Genomic DNA, 15,051 nt, shown 5'->3' with positions numbered 1-15,051 from the left:
GAATGTAAGGTCGCGCATAAAGTCGGACCTATCATCACCAGTCAGAGACCGTCAGGCGGCCCTCGCCGGAGGAATACCAATGATGGCGGACAATTCCATCCGCTGCATATCCCCCGACCGGGGAAGCCGCCAAAGCGCGGAACGCACGCAAGTGAACGCCGAACAGCGGCTCATGGGTTTGTCGCGGATATCCCTGTGAGCCGATCCAAGGTGCTCCATGATCCGGCGTGTTCCGCCACTGATCTGACTTCAACGGCTGAGCGTAAGTGATTCATTCCTTCCGCGCAAAATCGAGTGGTTTCGAAGGTGTCTCGCCGCTCCGGTCGCGATTATCCGTGGCCGCGAGAGCGCGCCCTACTCTACCGTCGCCGCGCTCTGTGCCTTTTCCACGCGAACGGCCGAGAATTTGAACTCCGGTATTTTGCCAACCGGATCCAACGCCGGGTTGGTCAGTATGTTAGCCGCGGCTTCGACATAGGCGAAGGGCAAAAAGACATTTCCTTCGGACACCGCGCGGTCAGAGCGGGCTAGGACTGTGACGCTGCCCCGGCGGGTGGTGAGCCTGATGTAGTCGCCCGGGGCCACGCCAAGTTCCCGTAGCGTGCGCGGATGTAGCGAACAATTGGCCTCGGGCTCCACTGCATCCAGCACCTTGGATCGGCGGGTCATCGAACCGGTATGCCAGTGCTCCAACTGTCGCCCGGTGATCAGAACAAATGGGTATTCTGTATCCGGCACTTCATCGGGCGGGATGACATTGGCAGGGGTGAATTTTGCCCGCCCGTTGGCGCGTGGGAAGCCGTCCACGAAAACGATTGGCTGGCCAGGATCGTCAAGGCTGAGCGAAGGATAAGTTACGGCGGTCCTTTCGAGCCGTTCCCATGTGATGTTGTCGAGCGACTGCATGTTGAGCTTCATCTCTGCAAAGACGTCTGAGGGATGTGTGTATGTCCAGTCCAGTCCCAACCGCCTGGCCAGTTCGACCTCGATCCACCAGTCCTCTTTCGCGTCCCCCGGTGGCGGTGTGACGGGACGGCCCATCTGAACCTGACGGTTGGTGTTGGTCACGGTGCCCGTTTTTTCGTACCAAGCCGAAGACGGCAGAATAACGTCCGCGTAGTTCGCCGTTTCGGTCAGGAAGATGTCCTGCACGACAAGATGTTCAAGGCGGGCGAGCGCATCGCGAGCATGATCCGCGTCGGGGTCTGACATGGCCGGGTTTTCGCCCAGTATGTACATGCTGCGAATGTCGCCGGCATGGATCGCATCCATGATCTCCACCACGGTCAGACCTTCTTGGCCGGAGAAATCGTCCGACTGCCAGACTGTGGTGAAAGCCGACCGCACGCCATCATCCTCAACTGTCTGATAGTCAGGCAAAAACATCGGGATAAGGCCCGCGTCGGAAGCCCCTTGCACGTTATTCTGCCCGCGCAGCGGATGCAGACCTGCGCCGGGCCTGCCCACCTGCCCGGTCATCAGCGCGAGGCTTATCAGGCAGCGCGAGTTGTCGGTGCCGTGGACATGCTGCGACACGCCCATGCCCCAGAAGATCATCGCCGCCTTCGCGCCCGCGAAGGTGCGCGCCACGTCGCGCAGCACGTCTGCTTCGATGCCGCAGATCGGCGCCATTTTTTCCGGGGAGAAGCCTTTGAGATGCTCTTTCATCGCCTCCCAATTCTCGGTCATCGCCTGGATGTACTGACGGTCGTAAAGCTCCTCCTCTACGATCACATGCATGATCGCGTTGAGCATCGACACATCTGCACCGGGCTTAAATTGCAGCATGTGGCTGGCGAAGCGTTTCAACCCATGCCCGCGCGGGTCCATGACAATGAGCTTGCCGCCGCGTTTGGTGAACTGCTTGAAATAGGTCGCCGCGACGGGGTGGTTTTCCAGCGGGTTGCAGCCGATCGCGATAGCCACATCGGCATTCTCGATCTCGTTGAACGTGGCCGATACGGCGCCCGAGCCGACATTTTCCAGCAATGCGGCGACAGAGGATGCGTGGCACAGCCGTGTACAGTGATCGACGTTGTTATGCCCAAAGCCCTGCCGGATGAGCTTCTGAAACAGATAGGCTTCTTCATTGGAGCATTTGGCCGAACCGAAACCGGCGATATACGTGGGCTTTTGGTCGCGCAGCCTGGCCATGCCGCCAGCCGCGAAATCAAGCGCCTCTTCCCAAGTTGCTTCGCGGAAATGAGTCTGCCAGTTGGCGGGGTCCACGTTCAGTCCCTTGGGAGGCGCGTCCGCCCGCCGGATCAGCGGTTTGGTCAGCCGGTGCGGATGGTGGATGTAGTCGAATCCGAATCGGCCTTTGACGCACAGCCGGTTTTCGTTCGCCGGGCCGTCGATGCCTTCGACATATTTGATCTTGTCATCCTTCACCTTGAAGCTGATCTGGCAACCGACCCCGCAATAGGGGCAGACGCTCTTGACCTCTCGGTCGTAATCCTTGCTATCCCCAGCCTGGTGTTCGTCCAGCACGGTCGCTGGCATGAGCGCGCCGGTGGGACAAGCCTGCACACATTCGCCACAGGCGACGCAGGAGGACGCGCCCATCTCGTCATCCTGGTCAAAGACCACTTTCGACCTTCCCCCTCGGCCGGCCATGCCAATCACATCGTTGACCTGCACTTCCCGGCAAGCGCGGACGCAAAGGTTGCAGTTGATGCAGGCGTCAAGATTGACCCGCATGGCAATATGGCTGTCATCAAAGAGCGGGAGGTTGTCCGGCGCTTTGGCGGGGAAACGGCTTTCGCTCAATCCGGTGAGCGCAGCCATCTCCCAGAAATGCGCGGACGCATCGTGTTTCACTTCCGGCTGGTCGGCAGCCAGAAGTTCGACAACAAGCGCGCGAGAGTTTTTTGCCCGCTCGGTTTCTGTCTGCACAACCATACCCTCGGCGACGGGCCGGATGCAGGAAGCGACCAATGTGCGCTCGCCCTCGATCTCAACCATACAGGCGCGGCAATTGCCGTCGGGCTTGTAACCTTTGGCAGGTTTGTGACAGAGGTGTGGGATTTCAATACCGCGACCATGAGCGGCTTCCCAGACGGTGTAATCCTCAGGGACAGTGATGTCCTCTCCGTTGAGGCGGAAGGTGACCATGGTGACCTGTGCTTCTTCCGACATCTCAAATCTCCTCCGAAAAATGGGTCATCACGGACCGGATCGGGTTGGGCGCGGCCTGTCCGAGACCACAAATGGAGGCATCCCCCATTACCTGACAAAGATCGGCTAACAGCGCTCGATCCCAAGAATCCGCCTGCATCAACTTTACCGCCTTTTCACAACCGGTTCGGCAAGGCGTACACTGGCCACAGCTTTCGTCCTCGAAGAATCTCAGCATATTGAGGGCCGCAGCCTTTGCGCTGTCCTTATCTGACAGGACGACCACCGCGGCGGAACCGATGAAGGTGCCAAGTGGCTGCAACGTGTCGAAGTCGAGAGGCACGTTGCAGATGGTGGCCGGCAGCAGGCCGGAAGACGGCCCGCCCGGCTGATAGGCTTTGAAGGTGTGCCCATCCAGCATTCCACCGCAGGCGTTGATGATATCCACAATGGTGGAGCCAGCAGGCAAAAGATGAACACCGGGGTTTTTCACCCGGCCTGAGACCGAATAGCTGCGTAGGCCCTGACGCCCGTTGTGCTCGATTGAATTTAACACTTCCGGCCCTTCGCGCACGACCCGCGCCACCCAGAGCAGCGTTTCGATATTGTGCACGAGCGTAGGCTGACCGAAGATGCCGGTCTTTGCCACGAACGGAGGCCGATGACGCGGCAGCCCGCGCTTGCCTTCGATGCTTTCGATCATCGCGCTTTCCTCGCCGCAGATATAAGCCCCGGCTCCGCGTCGCAGGTCGATATACTCCGGCGCGACGATTCCAGCGGCTTCGAGCGCCGCAATCTCGCGCTTCAAGATTTCACGCGCCGCTGGGTATTCGTCGCGCAGGTAGATGAACGCCTTCTCGGCCTCCACCGCCCATGCCGCAATCAGCATGCCCTCCAGAAACAGATGTGGCGTCCGTTCGAGGTAATAGCGGTCCTTGAACGTTCCCGGCTCTCCTTCGTCACCGTTCACGGCAAGATATCGCGGCCCGGCATTGGCCCGCACGAACTCCCACTTTTTGCCGGATGGAAAACCGGCGCCGCCTAGCCCGCGCAAACCGCTTGCCAGGACCTTCTCCTGCACCGCTTTCCAATCGCCTTCTTTCCGCAACCCTGTCAGCGTTTCGTAGCCGCCTGCTGCCTGGTAGCCCTCTAGCGCTTCATAGTCCGGCAAATGAACATGGGTGTCGCCCGTCACCAGGGCAACCGACACCTTTTCAGGAGTGGCGCGGTCAATGTGGTTGTGGCCCAATTCAAGCACCGGTGCCGTATCGCAGCGGCCCATGCATGGCGCGCGCAGCACGCGGACCTGCGCGGGGTCCAGGCCCTCTTCCAATGCCCTGTGCAACTTTTCCGCCCCCGCAAGCTCGCAGGATAGCGAATCGCAGACCCGAATGGTCAAGGGCGGTGGTGGCGTTTGGTCTTCGCCAACGACGTCGAAATGAGCATAGAAAGTCGCCACTTCATAGACTTCGGCCTGCGACAGCTTCATGTCATGTGCGAGCGCGGCGATGTGTTCGGCTGAAAGATGGCCGCAAGAATCTTGGATTATATGAAGAAATTCAATCAGAAGGTCACGGTTTCTGGGACGATCGCCCAGCAGTTCGCCCACTTGGCGCAAAGCGGTATCGGTGACCTGACGGCCCTTGGGTTGCTTGCGAGAATTTCCGGTCCCTTTTTTCTTCCAAATGCCGCTTGGCGTATCTAGTGGGGCCATACCGTCACCTTTGTCGCGATTGAGTTGGCGCCGGTTTTTACATCACAATATCTGATCGTCAATTCTGTATAGTTGATGATGCAATAAGAAAAACTTATGATTACTCAAGGCAAACAGAGCGAAGCGCATCAACAGTGGGCAAGCTTAGTTCCCGTGCGCGGGTGAAGAGGCAGACAGACATTTCAAGCTGCGGTTTCACGAGAGTGAGCGCGGCAATTTCCTCCATGGGAGGGAAAACCGCCGCGACTTGCTCTGGGACAATAGTTGCTGCCGCCCCATCAACAGCTAGCACAATTGAGGCAAGAAAACCGCTTGTTGCCGCGATGACATTCGGCGCCAATCCCTGATCGCCGAAAACTTTGTCGATGATCCGCCGGTTTTGCATGTCAGGTTCCAGCAAACAAAGGGGAAGCTCTGCCGCCTGTGCCCATGTGACAGTATCGCCTTCCATAGACATCAGTTTTTTGGGGGCCAGCAGCAAATAGCGTTCCTCGTAGACTGGGTCGATCTGAAGCAGATTGCCCGCCAGGCCTTCTCCATATGTGAAACCTGCTTCGAACGTTCCGTTATCCACTCCCTGCTGGATCGCAAAAGAGGTCGCTGTGTGCAGTGTCACGACAATCTCGGGATGTCGGGATTGCAATCTTTTGATCGCTCGTGCGGCATAGGTAACCGCGGTCGGGATCACTCCGACAGAAAGAGGGCCGGAAATCTCCCCTCTGGCGGATTTGATGTCCTGTTCCATGACCTTCAAGTCATGCATGATCTTGTGTGCATGGCGCAGCAGCGCCTCGCCTTCAGAGGTGAAGCCCTGAAAACGATTTCCGCGTTTGACCAAGGCAACGCCCAAGCCGTTTTCGATCTTGCGAAGTCTCATCGAGAACGCTGGTTGAGACACGCCACATTCTTCCGCGGCGCGCGCAAAATGCTTGCGCCGCGCGAGGGCGGTCAGAATTTCCATATCTCTCAGGCTCAGCACATTCTTCTCCGTCGTAGAAAACCGCACCTGAACAACAAAGCCTGGGCAAGATGGCACGACGTTATCTAGCTTAAGTGTCTTGGCAGAGCAAACCTCCGGCACGCCGCCATGACCCACCACCCGTCCCTAGACTGCGATGGACGATAAGAGATTTATAAGAAAAACAGCATCTTACCAAAATAGCATATCTAATATATTACCAATCGACCGTTGACATATTGACTTACGATCAAGAACTGTTGCAAACATCAGAGCGCAGGTTTCTCAATTCGTGGAGGAGACCGCCGCCTTGGGCTGAACGCGTCGAAAGACAAGACATCCGGGGCAAGAGCCTGCGAGACCAATCCAGAGAGGAGATCAAATGTTATTTATGGACAAAGGCATAGCGACTGTTGCACTCGCCACCTGCATGACAGGCGGCCTGATGAGCAGCGCTCTGTTTGCCGCCGAACACGAATGGAAAATGGCCACCACCGTCACCGGCGGCCCGCTCATGGAACTGGGCGCCGAGGCCTTTGCCGAACGCGTGTCGAAAATGACCGAGGGCCGCGTCGAGATCGAGGTCTTCCCCGCCGGTACGTTGGGCAAAGCGCTCGACGTCTCGACCACGGTCAAACGCGGCGTCGCCGACGTGGGCCACACGTGGATGGGCTACGACTGGGGTAAGGACAAAACCACTGTTCTATTTGGCGGCTTCGCCGGCTCGATGGACAGCGAACGAATGTTGCATTGGCTTTACGAAGACGGTGGCAAGGAGCTCTGGACAGAATTCCGCCAGGACCGTTTCGGCCTTGTGTCCTTCCCCCTCTTCATGCGCCCGGCCGAGGCATTTCTGCATTCCAAGAAACCGGTTTCGACACTCGAGGACCTTCAGGGCCTTAAGATGCGGACCGCCGGTGCGTGGTTGGAAATTTCCAGCGAACTCGGCGCCTCGCCCGTGACGATGGCTGGCGGCGAGGTCTACACCTCGCTCGAACGTGGCACCATTGACGCGACCGAGTGGGGCTCGCTCTATGAAAACGTCGCGCCCGGCTTCTACCAGATCGCCAAATATGTTGTGGTCCCCGGCGTACACCAGCCTGTGGCGCCGTACGAACTGGTCATCAACGACTCCGCTTGGAAGGCGCTGTCCGAACATGACAAGGACATGGTTCAGATGGCCGCCGAGCTGGTGACATTCGAAAGCTGGATGCGAATCGGCAACGAAGACGCCAATGCGCTCGAATTCTACCGCAACAATGGCAACGAGATCATCGTCCTCGAAGACGAGGTGAAGGATGCCGCCAAGCGTCTGGGTATGGAATGGGCCGATCAACAGGCCGAAGGCAATGAGTGGTTCAGCCGCGTTCTGAATTCGCAACGTGCGTTTGAGAACAAATGGTCCGAAGCCGACAGCTATCGCAAGATGGCCCTGCCGCCGCAGGACTAATCGTCAAGTAGCCGACCGACCGGATAGTTGCAGCCTTGGCGTCACCTGCGCCGAGGCTACAACGCAGACCATGGGAATTTATAATATGATTACATCCATCCGCGGATTAATCGGAGGGATCAGTGCAATTCTGGGCTATTTCTCAGCTCTGATTATTGTACCGCTGATTCTCGCGTCCGTTTACGAAGTCATCTCGCGCTACGTCTTCAGCCAGCCGACCATCTGGGCTTACGAGATCGGCTATATGGCGATGGGCGCCTCCTTCTTGCTGGGCTCCGCCTACACTCTGCGCGATGGCCAGCACGTGCGCATCGACATCCTGGCCTGCCGGTTCTCACCGCGCACCAACGCCGCACTGAATCTCGCAGGTTACCTATTCCTGTTCCTGCCGATCGGGATCTGGCTGACCTTTGCGCTCTATCACCACACGGTGGAGGCATACGAATGGGGCGAACGCTCCGGCGAAAGCGCCTGGAACCCCTATGTCTGGCCCTACCACCTGGTGTTCTTCACCGCCTTTGCCTCGATGGTGCTGCAAGTCATCGCCGAAGCGCTCGGCCACTTTCAAGTACTTTGCATGTCCAGGACCGGGGAGGTCTGAGCGATGGAATATCTCGCACTCTGGATGTTTCCTGTCCTACTGGTGATCCTGCTTACCGGTTTTCCAATTGCCTTTTCGCTGATGGGTGTGGCCACGATCTTTGGCTACATCACCTTTGGCGATGCCGTCGTTTATCAGTTCATTGACAAGATCGACGAGGTTGCGGGCAACTTTGTGCTCGCTGCAGTGCCGCTCTTCGTTTTCATGGGCACCATGCTGGAGAAATCGGGCATTGCCGAGCGCCTGTTCGACGCTGTTCATATCTGGACGCGCCGTTTGCCAGGGGGGTTGGGCGTCGGTACGATCTTCATGTGCGTGATCTTCGCCGCCTCTACCGGCGTGATCGGTGCGACAGAAACCGTGGTCGGTCTTTTGGCCATTCCGGTGATGATGAAGCACAACTACAACAAGGGCCTGATCTCGGGCACGATCTGTGCCGGCGGCTCTTTGGGCACGATCATCCCACCCTCTGTCGTGGTGATTATCATGGGGCCGATCGCAGACGTGTCTGTGGGCAACCTGTTTATTGGTATGATCATCCCAGGCCTTACGATGGCGACGCTCTACATCGTCTACATCATGGGCCGCTGCTACCTGCGCCCGCAGGATGGCTCGATTGTCTCGGACGACGAGTATCTGCCGACACTGAACGAACGGCTCTGGATCACTTTGACAGCCTTCCTGCCCGCGGCGCTGATGATTTTCGCTGTGCTGGGCTCGATCATGATGGGACTGGCTTCGCCGACAGAAGCGGCTGCAATGGGCGCCTTCGGTGCTGTTATCCTTGCTGCCATCTATCGTACGCTGACTTGGGACACCCTGCGCCATGCGCTTTTGAACACAGTCAAAGTCACATCGATGATCCTGATGATCCTGCTTGCTGGTTCGATGTTTTCCGGCGTCTTCGTCGGCGCGGGCGGCACCCGAACCACGACCGAGTTGATCGCGGCCTCGGACCTCAGCCCCTGGGCCACTCTGGCGGTGTTCCTGATCATCGTTTTCATCGCTGGCTTCGCGCTGGAATGGATCTCGATTCTGCTGATCTTCCTGCCTGTCTTTATTCCGGTCGTTACACAGCTTGGGTTCGACCCGGTCTGGTTCTGTATCCTGTTCCTGATCGTGATCCAAACGAGTTATTTGTCGCCGCCCATGGCCCCGGCCATCTTCTATCTCAGGGGCATCGCACCGCCAGAGATCACAATGCCCGACATGTTCAAGGGAGTTGTACCCTTCATCATCCTTCAGCTGTTGACGCTGGCGCTGGTGATGGCCTTCCCTCAGATGGTGCTCTGGCTGCCGGAGAAAATCCTTGGCTTCTAGACCGAGACTCCTTGTCGTAGGCGGCGGCTACGTAGGCTGCGACGTGGCACGGCGGCTCGACCGGGTGATGGACGTCACCTTGGTCGAGCCGAAACCTGCCTTCCTCCATGCCCCCGCAATGATCCGCGCATTGGTGGAACCCGGCCTGTTGCAGGCCGCGACTATCCCTTATGACAATTTGCTGCGCCAAGGGCGCGTGATGCGCGGGCGGGTCGCCAGTCTACATACCCAGGGCGCAACCCTTGCGGACGGCTCCGAGATCTCGAGCGACTTCACCCTCGTCGCCACGGGCTCCTCCTATGCCCTGCCCTTCAAATCCTCGGCGGATGACATCGAAGCATTCCTAGCCGCTCACTGGGCTCTCTCCCGGCGCATCGCGCAGGCCCGTCACATCGTCATCATCGGCGCTGGTCCTGTCGGTACCGAACTGGCCGGCGAGATCGCGGCGGCACGACCCGGAACGAATGTCACGCTGGTTGTAGCTGCTCCGCGCCCGATGCCTCATCATGCCGACCGGTTGGGCCGCGCGCTTCTGCAAAGGCTGCAACGTTTGGGGGTCGAGGTCGTCAAGCACCGCACTGCACCGGATATTTCTCCCGGATCGGGCGTGCGGAATGGCCCCGTTGTCCTGTCTGACGGCCGCGAAATCGAGGCCGATCTGGTTTTGCCCGCGCTTGGTGCGCAACCCCGCACCGACCTGCTGGCCGATGTGCCCGGGATCCGCCTCGATGACTCTGGAAGGGTCATTACCGACGCATGGCTGCGTCCGTCACCGACCGTGTTGCCAGGCCTCTTTACAGGCGGCGACATGGCCGCCACAGGCGACGCAATGACCATTGTCGCGACGCTGCGCCAGACTCCGTATCTTGCAAAAATCCTGCGCGTCGCGGCCGGCGGACGGCTGCCCGACACGCTGACGCCCTACACGCCCTGGCGCGACGCACCCATGCTGGTGCCAACTGGCCGGCGTCTCGGTGCCAGCCACCTGCCCCTGCCCAAGACCTTGGCTTGGGTTGCCACGATGCGCGGCCCCGGCGACGTGCTGACACGACTGGCCAAGGGCAACGACCTATTCGTCGGAAAATACCGTCGTCAGCTCGGCGCGCCGCGAGTCAAAGGGTCGCTCGGGTGAATTCGTAAATATAGTCGATCAGCTTGTCAGACGCCTCACCCGCGCCGCTCTCGTCGCCTTCGGAGATCTTGCGGGCGACATCGGCGTGCAGGTTGGCACACCGTTCCAAGTCCAGCGCAACGCGGTAATTTTGAAACCAGAACCGGCGTGACAGACCCTGCATCCTCTGCATGGATCGCTGAATAAATTCGTTTCGGCAAGCGGCCAGGACAGCCTGGTTAAACTCTAGGTCATATCGCATGAAGGCCTCGTAGTCCCGCGCCTCGGCGGATGCGGCCAATTTATCGGCCAATTCCGCGAACCGCGCGCGCTCGGCCTCGGTTGCTCGCAAGGCTGCCTTGATCGCACACAACCTTTCCACTTCGCGCCGCAATTCCAGAAGCTGGAATTGTTTGGCGATGTTGATTTCTGAAACCATCACGCCCCTGCGGGGCATTACGACGACCAGACCCTCCGCCCCAAGGCGCTGCAATGCCTCGCGTACAGGGGTCCGCCCAATACCCAGTTCCTCGACCAATTGCGATTCAGACAGGACTTGTCCTGGCTCCAAGTCCAGCGCCACGATCCGTGACTCGATCATCTGATGGGCGCGGTCGGTCATTGTCATGTCGCCCGCCCGGCGCGCCTGCGACCTGCTCTCATCCGGAACCTTCTCTGCGCCATCACTCATGCTGTACCTGTATCTGACTTGCATCGCTTCAGTCGGCGGCTGATATTTCTTCAGTATCCAGGTTAGAGAGTTTCAGTCCCTGTCGCAAGAGCCGGCGGCATGCATGCGCCTCAGGACGGCGACGCCACCTCACAACCCGCCGCGAAATTGGCCAGCGACCTGGCAACGGCGTCCGGTTGTTCGGCCATCGGCACATGCCCGCATCCGGTCAAGACCTCCAGCCGCGACGTAGTGAGCCCCGCCGCCAGCGCCCTGCCGTGATCCAGCGGGCATTCCGAGTCAGCGGAGCCATGCAAAACCAACGCCGGTACATCAATCCGGTCAAGTACGGGCCGATAGTCCACCTGCGCGGCGCTCAGCCAAGCGCCAGCAACGGCGATGTTCTTTGCCGTATCCGCCAGCTTCAGCCGCGTCGCCCGGTCTCTTGCTTCTTCGACAAGCGCCTCGGGCGTTTTTCCCCGGAACCATATGGCCGGCTCCAAACCCTCTGCGTGCAGACAGGCACTCGTACTGGCCAATATCAATCCGGCGATCCGCTCAAGCCCGTATCGCTGCACATACTCCAGCGCCACCAGCCCGCCCATACTCCAGCCGACAAGCACAACGTTTCCTGTGATATTGTCCATCACTGCGGCAAGATCATCGGCAAAATCCGCAATGCCGTACCGGTCGGGGTCCGCCAACACGAAAGACCCGCCCCGACCCCGCAGGTTTGGCGCGATCACCCGCCAGTCCAGCGCCAGTACCGGAATCAGAGGGTCCCAGATTCTGCGGGTCCCCTGAATGCCGTGCACCAGCACCAAGGTGGGCCGACCGGCCGCCGCGTTCCCTGCGACGGCCATCTCGATCGGCCCGTCCACCGCCTCGATCTGCTCGATGCGCAGGTCGCTCATTCGCCGAATTCGATCACGCTGCGGATCGCCTCACCCCGCCTCAGCGCATCAAAGCCTTCGTTGATATCGTCCAGAGTGATCCGGTCTGTGATCAATCCGTCTAGATCCAACTGCCCGTCCAGATATTTCTGGCACAACATCGGGAAATCCCGGCGGGGTCGCGTGTTACCATAACTCGACCGCCGGATGCGCTTCTCCTGCATCAGCGAGCCCCAGCGAAACGCCACGTCTTTCTCGACATCGGTTTTGCCCAGCCAGATCACTTCACCGCCGGGGCGCACTGCTTCGACACTGAGGCGGAAAGCCGGTTCGTTTCCGGCGCTCTCCATGACGACATCCGCGCCGCGACCATCCGTCAATGACCGGGCAAGATCTTCTACGCTGCCGGTCATTGGGTTGATGCGGTGCGTCGCACCCATCTGACAGGCCGCGTCGAGACGCTTCTCGTTGAGATCGACGGCGATCACGTTCCGTGCGCCCGCCATGACAGCCCCCTGAACCGCGGCAAGGCCCACGGCGCCACAGCCGATTACCATCGCGGTGCTGCCAGGACGGATATCGGCAACGTTCAGCGCCGCACCCACGCCGGTCATCACACCGCAGCCGATCAGCGCGGCCCGGTCGAAAGGCATCTCCTTGGGCACCGGGATTGCCTGCTGGTCTTCGACGACGCAATACTCTGCGAAAGTGCCTAGGTACATGAGCTGATGGAGGTTTCCGCCACCGGCAAGACGCGCCCTGGGCCGCCCGTCGAAAGCAAACCCCGCGGACCCGTTTTCGAGGAAGGTTTCGCACAAGATCGGCAGACTCTGGTCGCAGTAGAAGCAATCGCCGCATTTGGGATTCCACGACAGGATCACGTGGTCCCCCACCGAGACTCCCTTGGTCTCGGGTCCGGCGGCGGTGACGACCCCGGCCGCCTCGTGCCCGAGAACAGCGGGCATGTTCAGCCGCAGTGAGCCCCCGATCACTTCCAGATCGGTATGGCACAGCCCGGCGGCACGGATCTTGACCATCACATCGCGCGGACCCAGCGGTCTGGCCTCGACATCCTCGATCTTCATCGCCTCACCCGGAGCGCGCAGCACGGCGGCCCGAAATGTCTTCGGTATCCCGCCGTCTCCCACCTCGGGCGCCGTCTTCGAGTCGTCTAGCAAGGCCATCATGCCTTCTCCGACTGAACCTGGGCCACGGCAGCGAGCACATCGCTATCGGTCATTTCCCAGTCATTGCCGAAATTCGCCGTCACGGTCCGCATGAACGGCTGAGCCAGGCTCTTGGCTAAACCAGCGTCGCCGGTCACATCGTAAATCAGCGCAAAGGCCAGTTGGGTCGCCGCTGAACCTTCGTAGCTCCATTCAAAGCCAGCGTTTGTGAACTTGCAGACCTCGGCATAATCCGGCAGGTCGTTCCCGTCGACGGTCACGAATACGCCGTCGATCGTGCGGTCTCCGAGATAAGTCTTCATGATTTGCTCCGTGCATCGGATTTCGAGCGCATCACTTCCGGAAAAATCCAGAGCGAGGCGACACTGAACGGCCCGAGGAAAACGATCGCCCATTGCGGTCCCGTCTGTCCCAGTTGTCCCATGTAAATCCATCCCCCGATGGCAGCGAGCGCCACCATCGTGGACAGCGCGATCTTGATCATGACGGGCATTTTTCTTCCTCCGTTTGATGTGGTCTCAATAACCCTTCCTTGCGTCCGAAGGGCGCGTGTGTTGTCTCAGGCAATCCCGGCCAGCGCCCAGGTAGATCCGCCCAGACCGGCCGCGACAACCGTCAAGCCAAGGGTCCCATCGCGCCAGCGGCTCGGCCACACATTGAACAGGCCCGGCGTGAACAGCAGTACGAAACCGGCGATGATGACCACGCTGGTCCAGCGCAGTTGAGTCAAGCCGAAGCCGACGGTTAGGTACAGAACCGCACTCAGCAGCACGCAGTTCGCAACGATTAACGCAAAGCCCAGTGGTTTTTTTAGGTCGGGCCGCGTCGACAACGGGAAGACCCCGGTCAGCGCAATTGCGGCAAGGCTGGCTACGCAGGCGAAAAGCGCAAAAATCAATGCAGCAGTGATATTTGGTTCGATGTTGGCCATGATGTCGCGTCCTTGTCTCTGGGTTTTCCTTGGGGTTGTCCGGCCCCAGGTTCAGGGCCGGACCGACGGACGCTTACTCAGCGGGCGTCGCGCTGGTCGTATCGGTTTTGCTGCGCACTGGCGTGCGGGACACTTTGCGCATGTCTGTGCGAATGTGCTTGGTGCTGTAGCCGTTGAACAGGTGTCCGAACAGGCCACGGTTCAGGTCAGATGTACCAAAGAGCCAGTCCATGATCGGGAACGTCAGGTTCATGTTGCGCTCCATCATCAGCGACTGGTCGTGGTGCGCGGTATGGTGACGACGGTTGGTGTTGACGAACGGCATGTTACGCACAAACCAGTTGTCTTCGACGTGGCAGCAAAAGTGCATGAATTCGTAAATCATGTAGATCGACGTCGTCGTGGAGATGAACAGCCAGCCGACGTTCGGTGTAAACAGCAATCCCATCACGATGGCACCCGGGATGGACATCAGCGTGAAGGCTGCCAGCGCGTAAGGCGGGAAGAACGTCACTCGATAGTCCTTGTTGTCGGCGAAGCGCATCTCCACTTCGGTGAAGAATTGGTGGTGCTGCAAAGTGTGTCGGTTATAGACCGCGCGCGCGATTGGGTTCTTGGACGGTCTGTGCATCACGTAGCGATGCAGCCACCACTCAAAGAAGTTACAAAACAAAAAGACCAGCGGCACCGTCAACCATTCCAGCGGCGTCACTTGGTTGAGGTTTTCGGTATAAATGTAAAGCGCGGTAAGCCCGATCGTGTAGATGATCACGATGTGCAGAAAACCGTTGTACCAACCCGCCACGCGCCGCCGGTAGTTAGCCCGGTACTGACGCTGGCGTTCAGTCATATTTGTGTCTTGCAGTTCCATGGTCAACCTCCAATATTCCATTCTGCGGTGACTGATATATCATTAGTATGTCTATGTCAATCGCAACTCTGACTGGTCTTGCCCGAACCGGATTTTCCATAAGTCTGCGAGCAGCGAATTAACCTCTTGGCGGTCGCATGAGCGCTAGGTCAGAAATCGACCTCGATGGCGATGCCCTTTTCGACCGCCAGATCGACGACGGCGGCGGCCACGGCCAGATCCTGAAGA

At 59.2% G+C, this 15,051-nt stretch carries 14 protein-coding genes; 4 read left to right on the top strand and 10 right to left on the bottom strand.

The features are described from left to right. Positions 1-354: 354 nt before the first annotated feature. The 3 genes from fdhF to AB0T83_RS19110 form a co-directional block, all read right to left on the bottom strand. Complete coding sequence (gene fdhF, locus AB0T83_RS19120; RefSeq protein WP_366194816.1) at positions 355-3,138, bottom strand: formate dehydrogenase subunit alpha; 2,784 nt, start codon at positions 3,136-3,138, stop codon at positions 355-357. A 1-nt stretch (position 3,139) separates the two neighbouring features. After that, a complete protein-coding gene (locus tag AB0T83_RS19115) occupies positions 3,140-4,831 on the bottom strand; it encodes an NAD(P)H-dependent oxidoreductase subunit E (RefSeq protein ID WP_366194815.1) in 1,692 nt (563 codons plus the stop codon). 100 nt (positions 4,832-4,931) lie between these two features. Further along, positions 4,932-5,792 (bottom strand): LysR family transcriptional regulator, encoded by an 861-nt coding sequence (locus AB0T83_RS19110; protein WP_366194814.1) that lies wholly within the window; start codon positions 5,790-5,792, stop codon positions 4,932-4,934. Between the two features lie 388 nt (positions 5,793-6,180). Between AB0T83_RS19110 and dctP the strand changes: the two genes are divergently transcribed. From dctP to AB0T83_RS19090, 4 genes are all read left to right on the top strand, one after another. Beyond that, positions 6,181-7,239, top strand: a complete 1,059-nt coding sequence (dctP, locus tag AB0T83_RS19105) for a TRAP transporter substrate-binding protein DctP (RefSeq protein ID WP_366194813.1) — start codon at positions 6,181-6,183, stop codon at positions 7,237-7,239. Positions 7,240-7,324: 85 nt separating this feature from the next. Beyond that, on the top strand, positions 7,325-7,840 hold the full coding sequence (locus AB0T83_RS19100; protein WP_366194812.1) for a TRAP transporter small permease subunit: 516 nt from the start codon (positions 7,325-7,327) through the stop codon (positions 7,838-7,840). Positions 7,841-7,843: 3 nt separating this feature from the next. After that, entirely contained in the window at positions 7,844-9,160 is a 1,317-nt protein-coding gene (locus tag AB0T83_RS19095) for a TRAP transporter large permease (protein WP_366194811.1), read from the top strand. After that, positions 9,150-10,292 (top strand): NAD(P)/FAD-dependent oxidoreductase, encoded by a 1,143-nt coding sequence (locus tag AB0T83_RS19090; protein WP_366194810.1) that lies wholly within the window; start codon positions 9,150-9,152, stop codon positions 10,290-10,292. Before AB0T83_RS19095 ends, AB0T83_RS19090 begins: the two co-directional genes overlap by 11 nt. On the opposite strand, the gene AB0T83_RS19085 is transcribed toward AB0T83_RS19090, so the two are convergent. The 7 genes from AB0T83_RS19085 to AB0T83_RS19055 all read right to left on the bottom strand — a co-directional run bounded on the left by AB0T83_RS19085 (position 10,273) and on the right by AB0T83_RS19055 (position 14,823). Continuing rightward, positions 10,273-10,962, bottom strand: a complete 690-nt coding sequence (locus AB0T83_RS19085; protein ID WP_366194809.1) for a GntR family transcriptional regulator — start codon at positions 10,960-10,962, stop codon at positions 10,273-10,275. The genes AB0T83_RS19090 and AB0T83_RS19085 overlap by 20 nt on opposite strands. A gap of 110 nt (positions 10,963-11,072) precedes the next feature. Continuing rightward, a complete protein-coding gene (locus AB0T83_RS19080) occupies positions 11,073-11,855 on the bottom strand; it encodes an alpha/beta fold hydrolase (protein ID WP_366194808.1) in 783 nt (260 codons plus the stop codon). After that, entirely contained in the window at positions 11,852-13,018 is a 1,167-nt protein-coding gene (locus AB0T83_RS19075; protein WP_366194807.1) for a Zn-dependent alcohol dehydrogenase, read from the bottom strand. Before AB0T83_RS19075 ends, AB0T83_RS19080 begins: the two co-directional genes overlap by 4 nt. Continuing rightward, a complete protein-coding gene (locus tag AB0T83_RS19070; RefSeq protein ID WP_366194806.1) occupies positions 13,018-13,323 on the bottom strand; it encodes a DUF6166 domain-containing protein in 306 nt (101 codons plus the stop codon). Before AB0T83_RS19070 ends, AB0T83_RS19075 begins: the two co-directional genes overlap by 1 nt. Next, entirely contained in the window at positions 13,320-13,514 is a 195-nt protein-coding gene (locus tag AB0T83_RS19065; RefSeq protein WP_366194805.1) for a hypothetical protein, read from the bottom strand. Before AB0T83_RS19065 ends, AB0T83_RS19070 begins: the two co-directional genes overlap by 4 nt. Positions 13,515-13,580: 66 nt before the next feature. Beyond that, positions 13,581-13,952 carry a hypothetical protein gene (locus tag AB0T83_RS19060; protein ID WP_366194804.1) on the bottom strand — a complete coding sequence of 124 codons (372 nt, stop codon included), beginning with the start codon at positions 13,950-13,952 and terminating at the stop codon, positions 13,581-13,583. Between the two features lie 73 nt (positions 13,953-14,025). Then, the gene (locus tag AB0T83_RS19055) at positions 14,026-14,823 is read right to left on the bottom strand and encodes a sterol desaturase family protein (RefSeq protein ID WP_366194803.1); all 798 of its coding nucleotides are present in this window, start codon (positions 14,821-14,823) and stop codon (positions 14,026-14,028) included. Positions 14,824-15,051 lie beyond the last annotated feature (228 nt).

This window comes from Meridianimarinicoccus marinus (assembly GCF_040689105.1).
Taxonomy (GTDB): domain Bacteria; phylum Pseudomonadota; class Alphaproteobacteria; order Rhodobacterales; family Rhodobacteraceae; genus Meridianimarinicoccus; species Meridianimarinicoccus marinus.
Note: the sequence above shows the minus strand (reverse complement) of the source record. Positions and strands in the feature narration are given on the sequence as shown.

Bases quoted from the DNA above. Each gene is read 5' to 3' on its own strand.
- AB0T83_RS19100 (WP_366194812.1), top strand. From the start codon at position 7,325: ATGATTACATCCATCCGCGGATTAATCGGAGGGATCAGTGCAATTCTG.
- AB0T83_RS19080 (WP_366194808.1), bottom strand. From the start codon at position 11,855: ATGAGCGACCTGCGCATCGAGCAGATCGAGGCGGTGGACGGGCCGATC.
- AB0T83_RS19095 (WP_366194811.1), top strand. From the start codon at position 7,844: ATGGAATATCTCGCACTCTGGATGTTTCCTGTCCTACTGGTGATCCTG.
- AB0T83_RS19055 (WP_366194803.1), bottom strand. From the start codon at position 14,823: ATGGAACTGCAAGACACAAATATGACTGAACGCCAGCGTCAGTACCGG.
- AB0T83_RS19075 (WP_366194807.1), bottom strand. From the start codon at position 13,018: ATGGCCTTGCTAGACGACTCGAAGACGGCGCCCGAGGTGGGAGACGGC.
- dctP (WP_366194813.1), top strand. From the start codon at position 6,181: ATGGACAAAGGCATAGCGACTGTTGCACTCGCCACCTGCATGACAGGC.
- AB0T83_RS19065 (WP_366194805.1), bottom strand. From the start codon at position 13,514: ATGCCCGTCATGATCAAGATCGCGCTGTCCACGATGGTGGCGCTCGCT.
- AB0T83_RS19115 (WP_366194815.1), bottom strand. From the start codon at position 4,831: ATGGCCCCACTAGATACGCCAAGCGGCATTTGGAAGAAAAAAGGGACC.
- fdhF (WP_366194816.1), bottom strand. From the start codon at position 3,138: ATGTCGGAAGAAGCACAGGTCACCATGGTCACCTTCCGCCTCAACGGA.
- AB0T83_RS19060 (WP_366194804.1), bottom strand. From the start codon at position 13,952: ATGGCCAACATCGAACCAAATATCACTGCTGCATTGATTTTTGCGCTT.
- AB0T83_RS19070 (WP_366194806.1), bottom strand. From the start codon at position 13,323: ATGAAGACTTATCTCGGAGACCGCACGATCGACGGCGTATTCGTGACC.
- AB0T83_RS19110 (WP_366194814.1), bottom strand. From the start codon at position 5,792: ATGGAAATTCTGACCGCCCTCGCGCGGCGCAAGCATTTTGCGCGCGCC.
- AB0T83_RS19085 (WP_366194809.1), bottom strand. From the start codon at position 10,962: ATGAGTGATGGCGCAGAGAAGGTTCCGGATGAGAGCAGGTCGCAGGCG.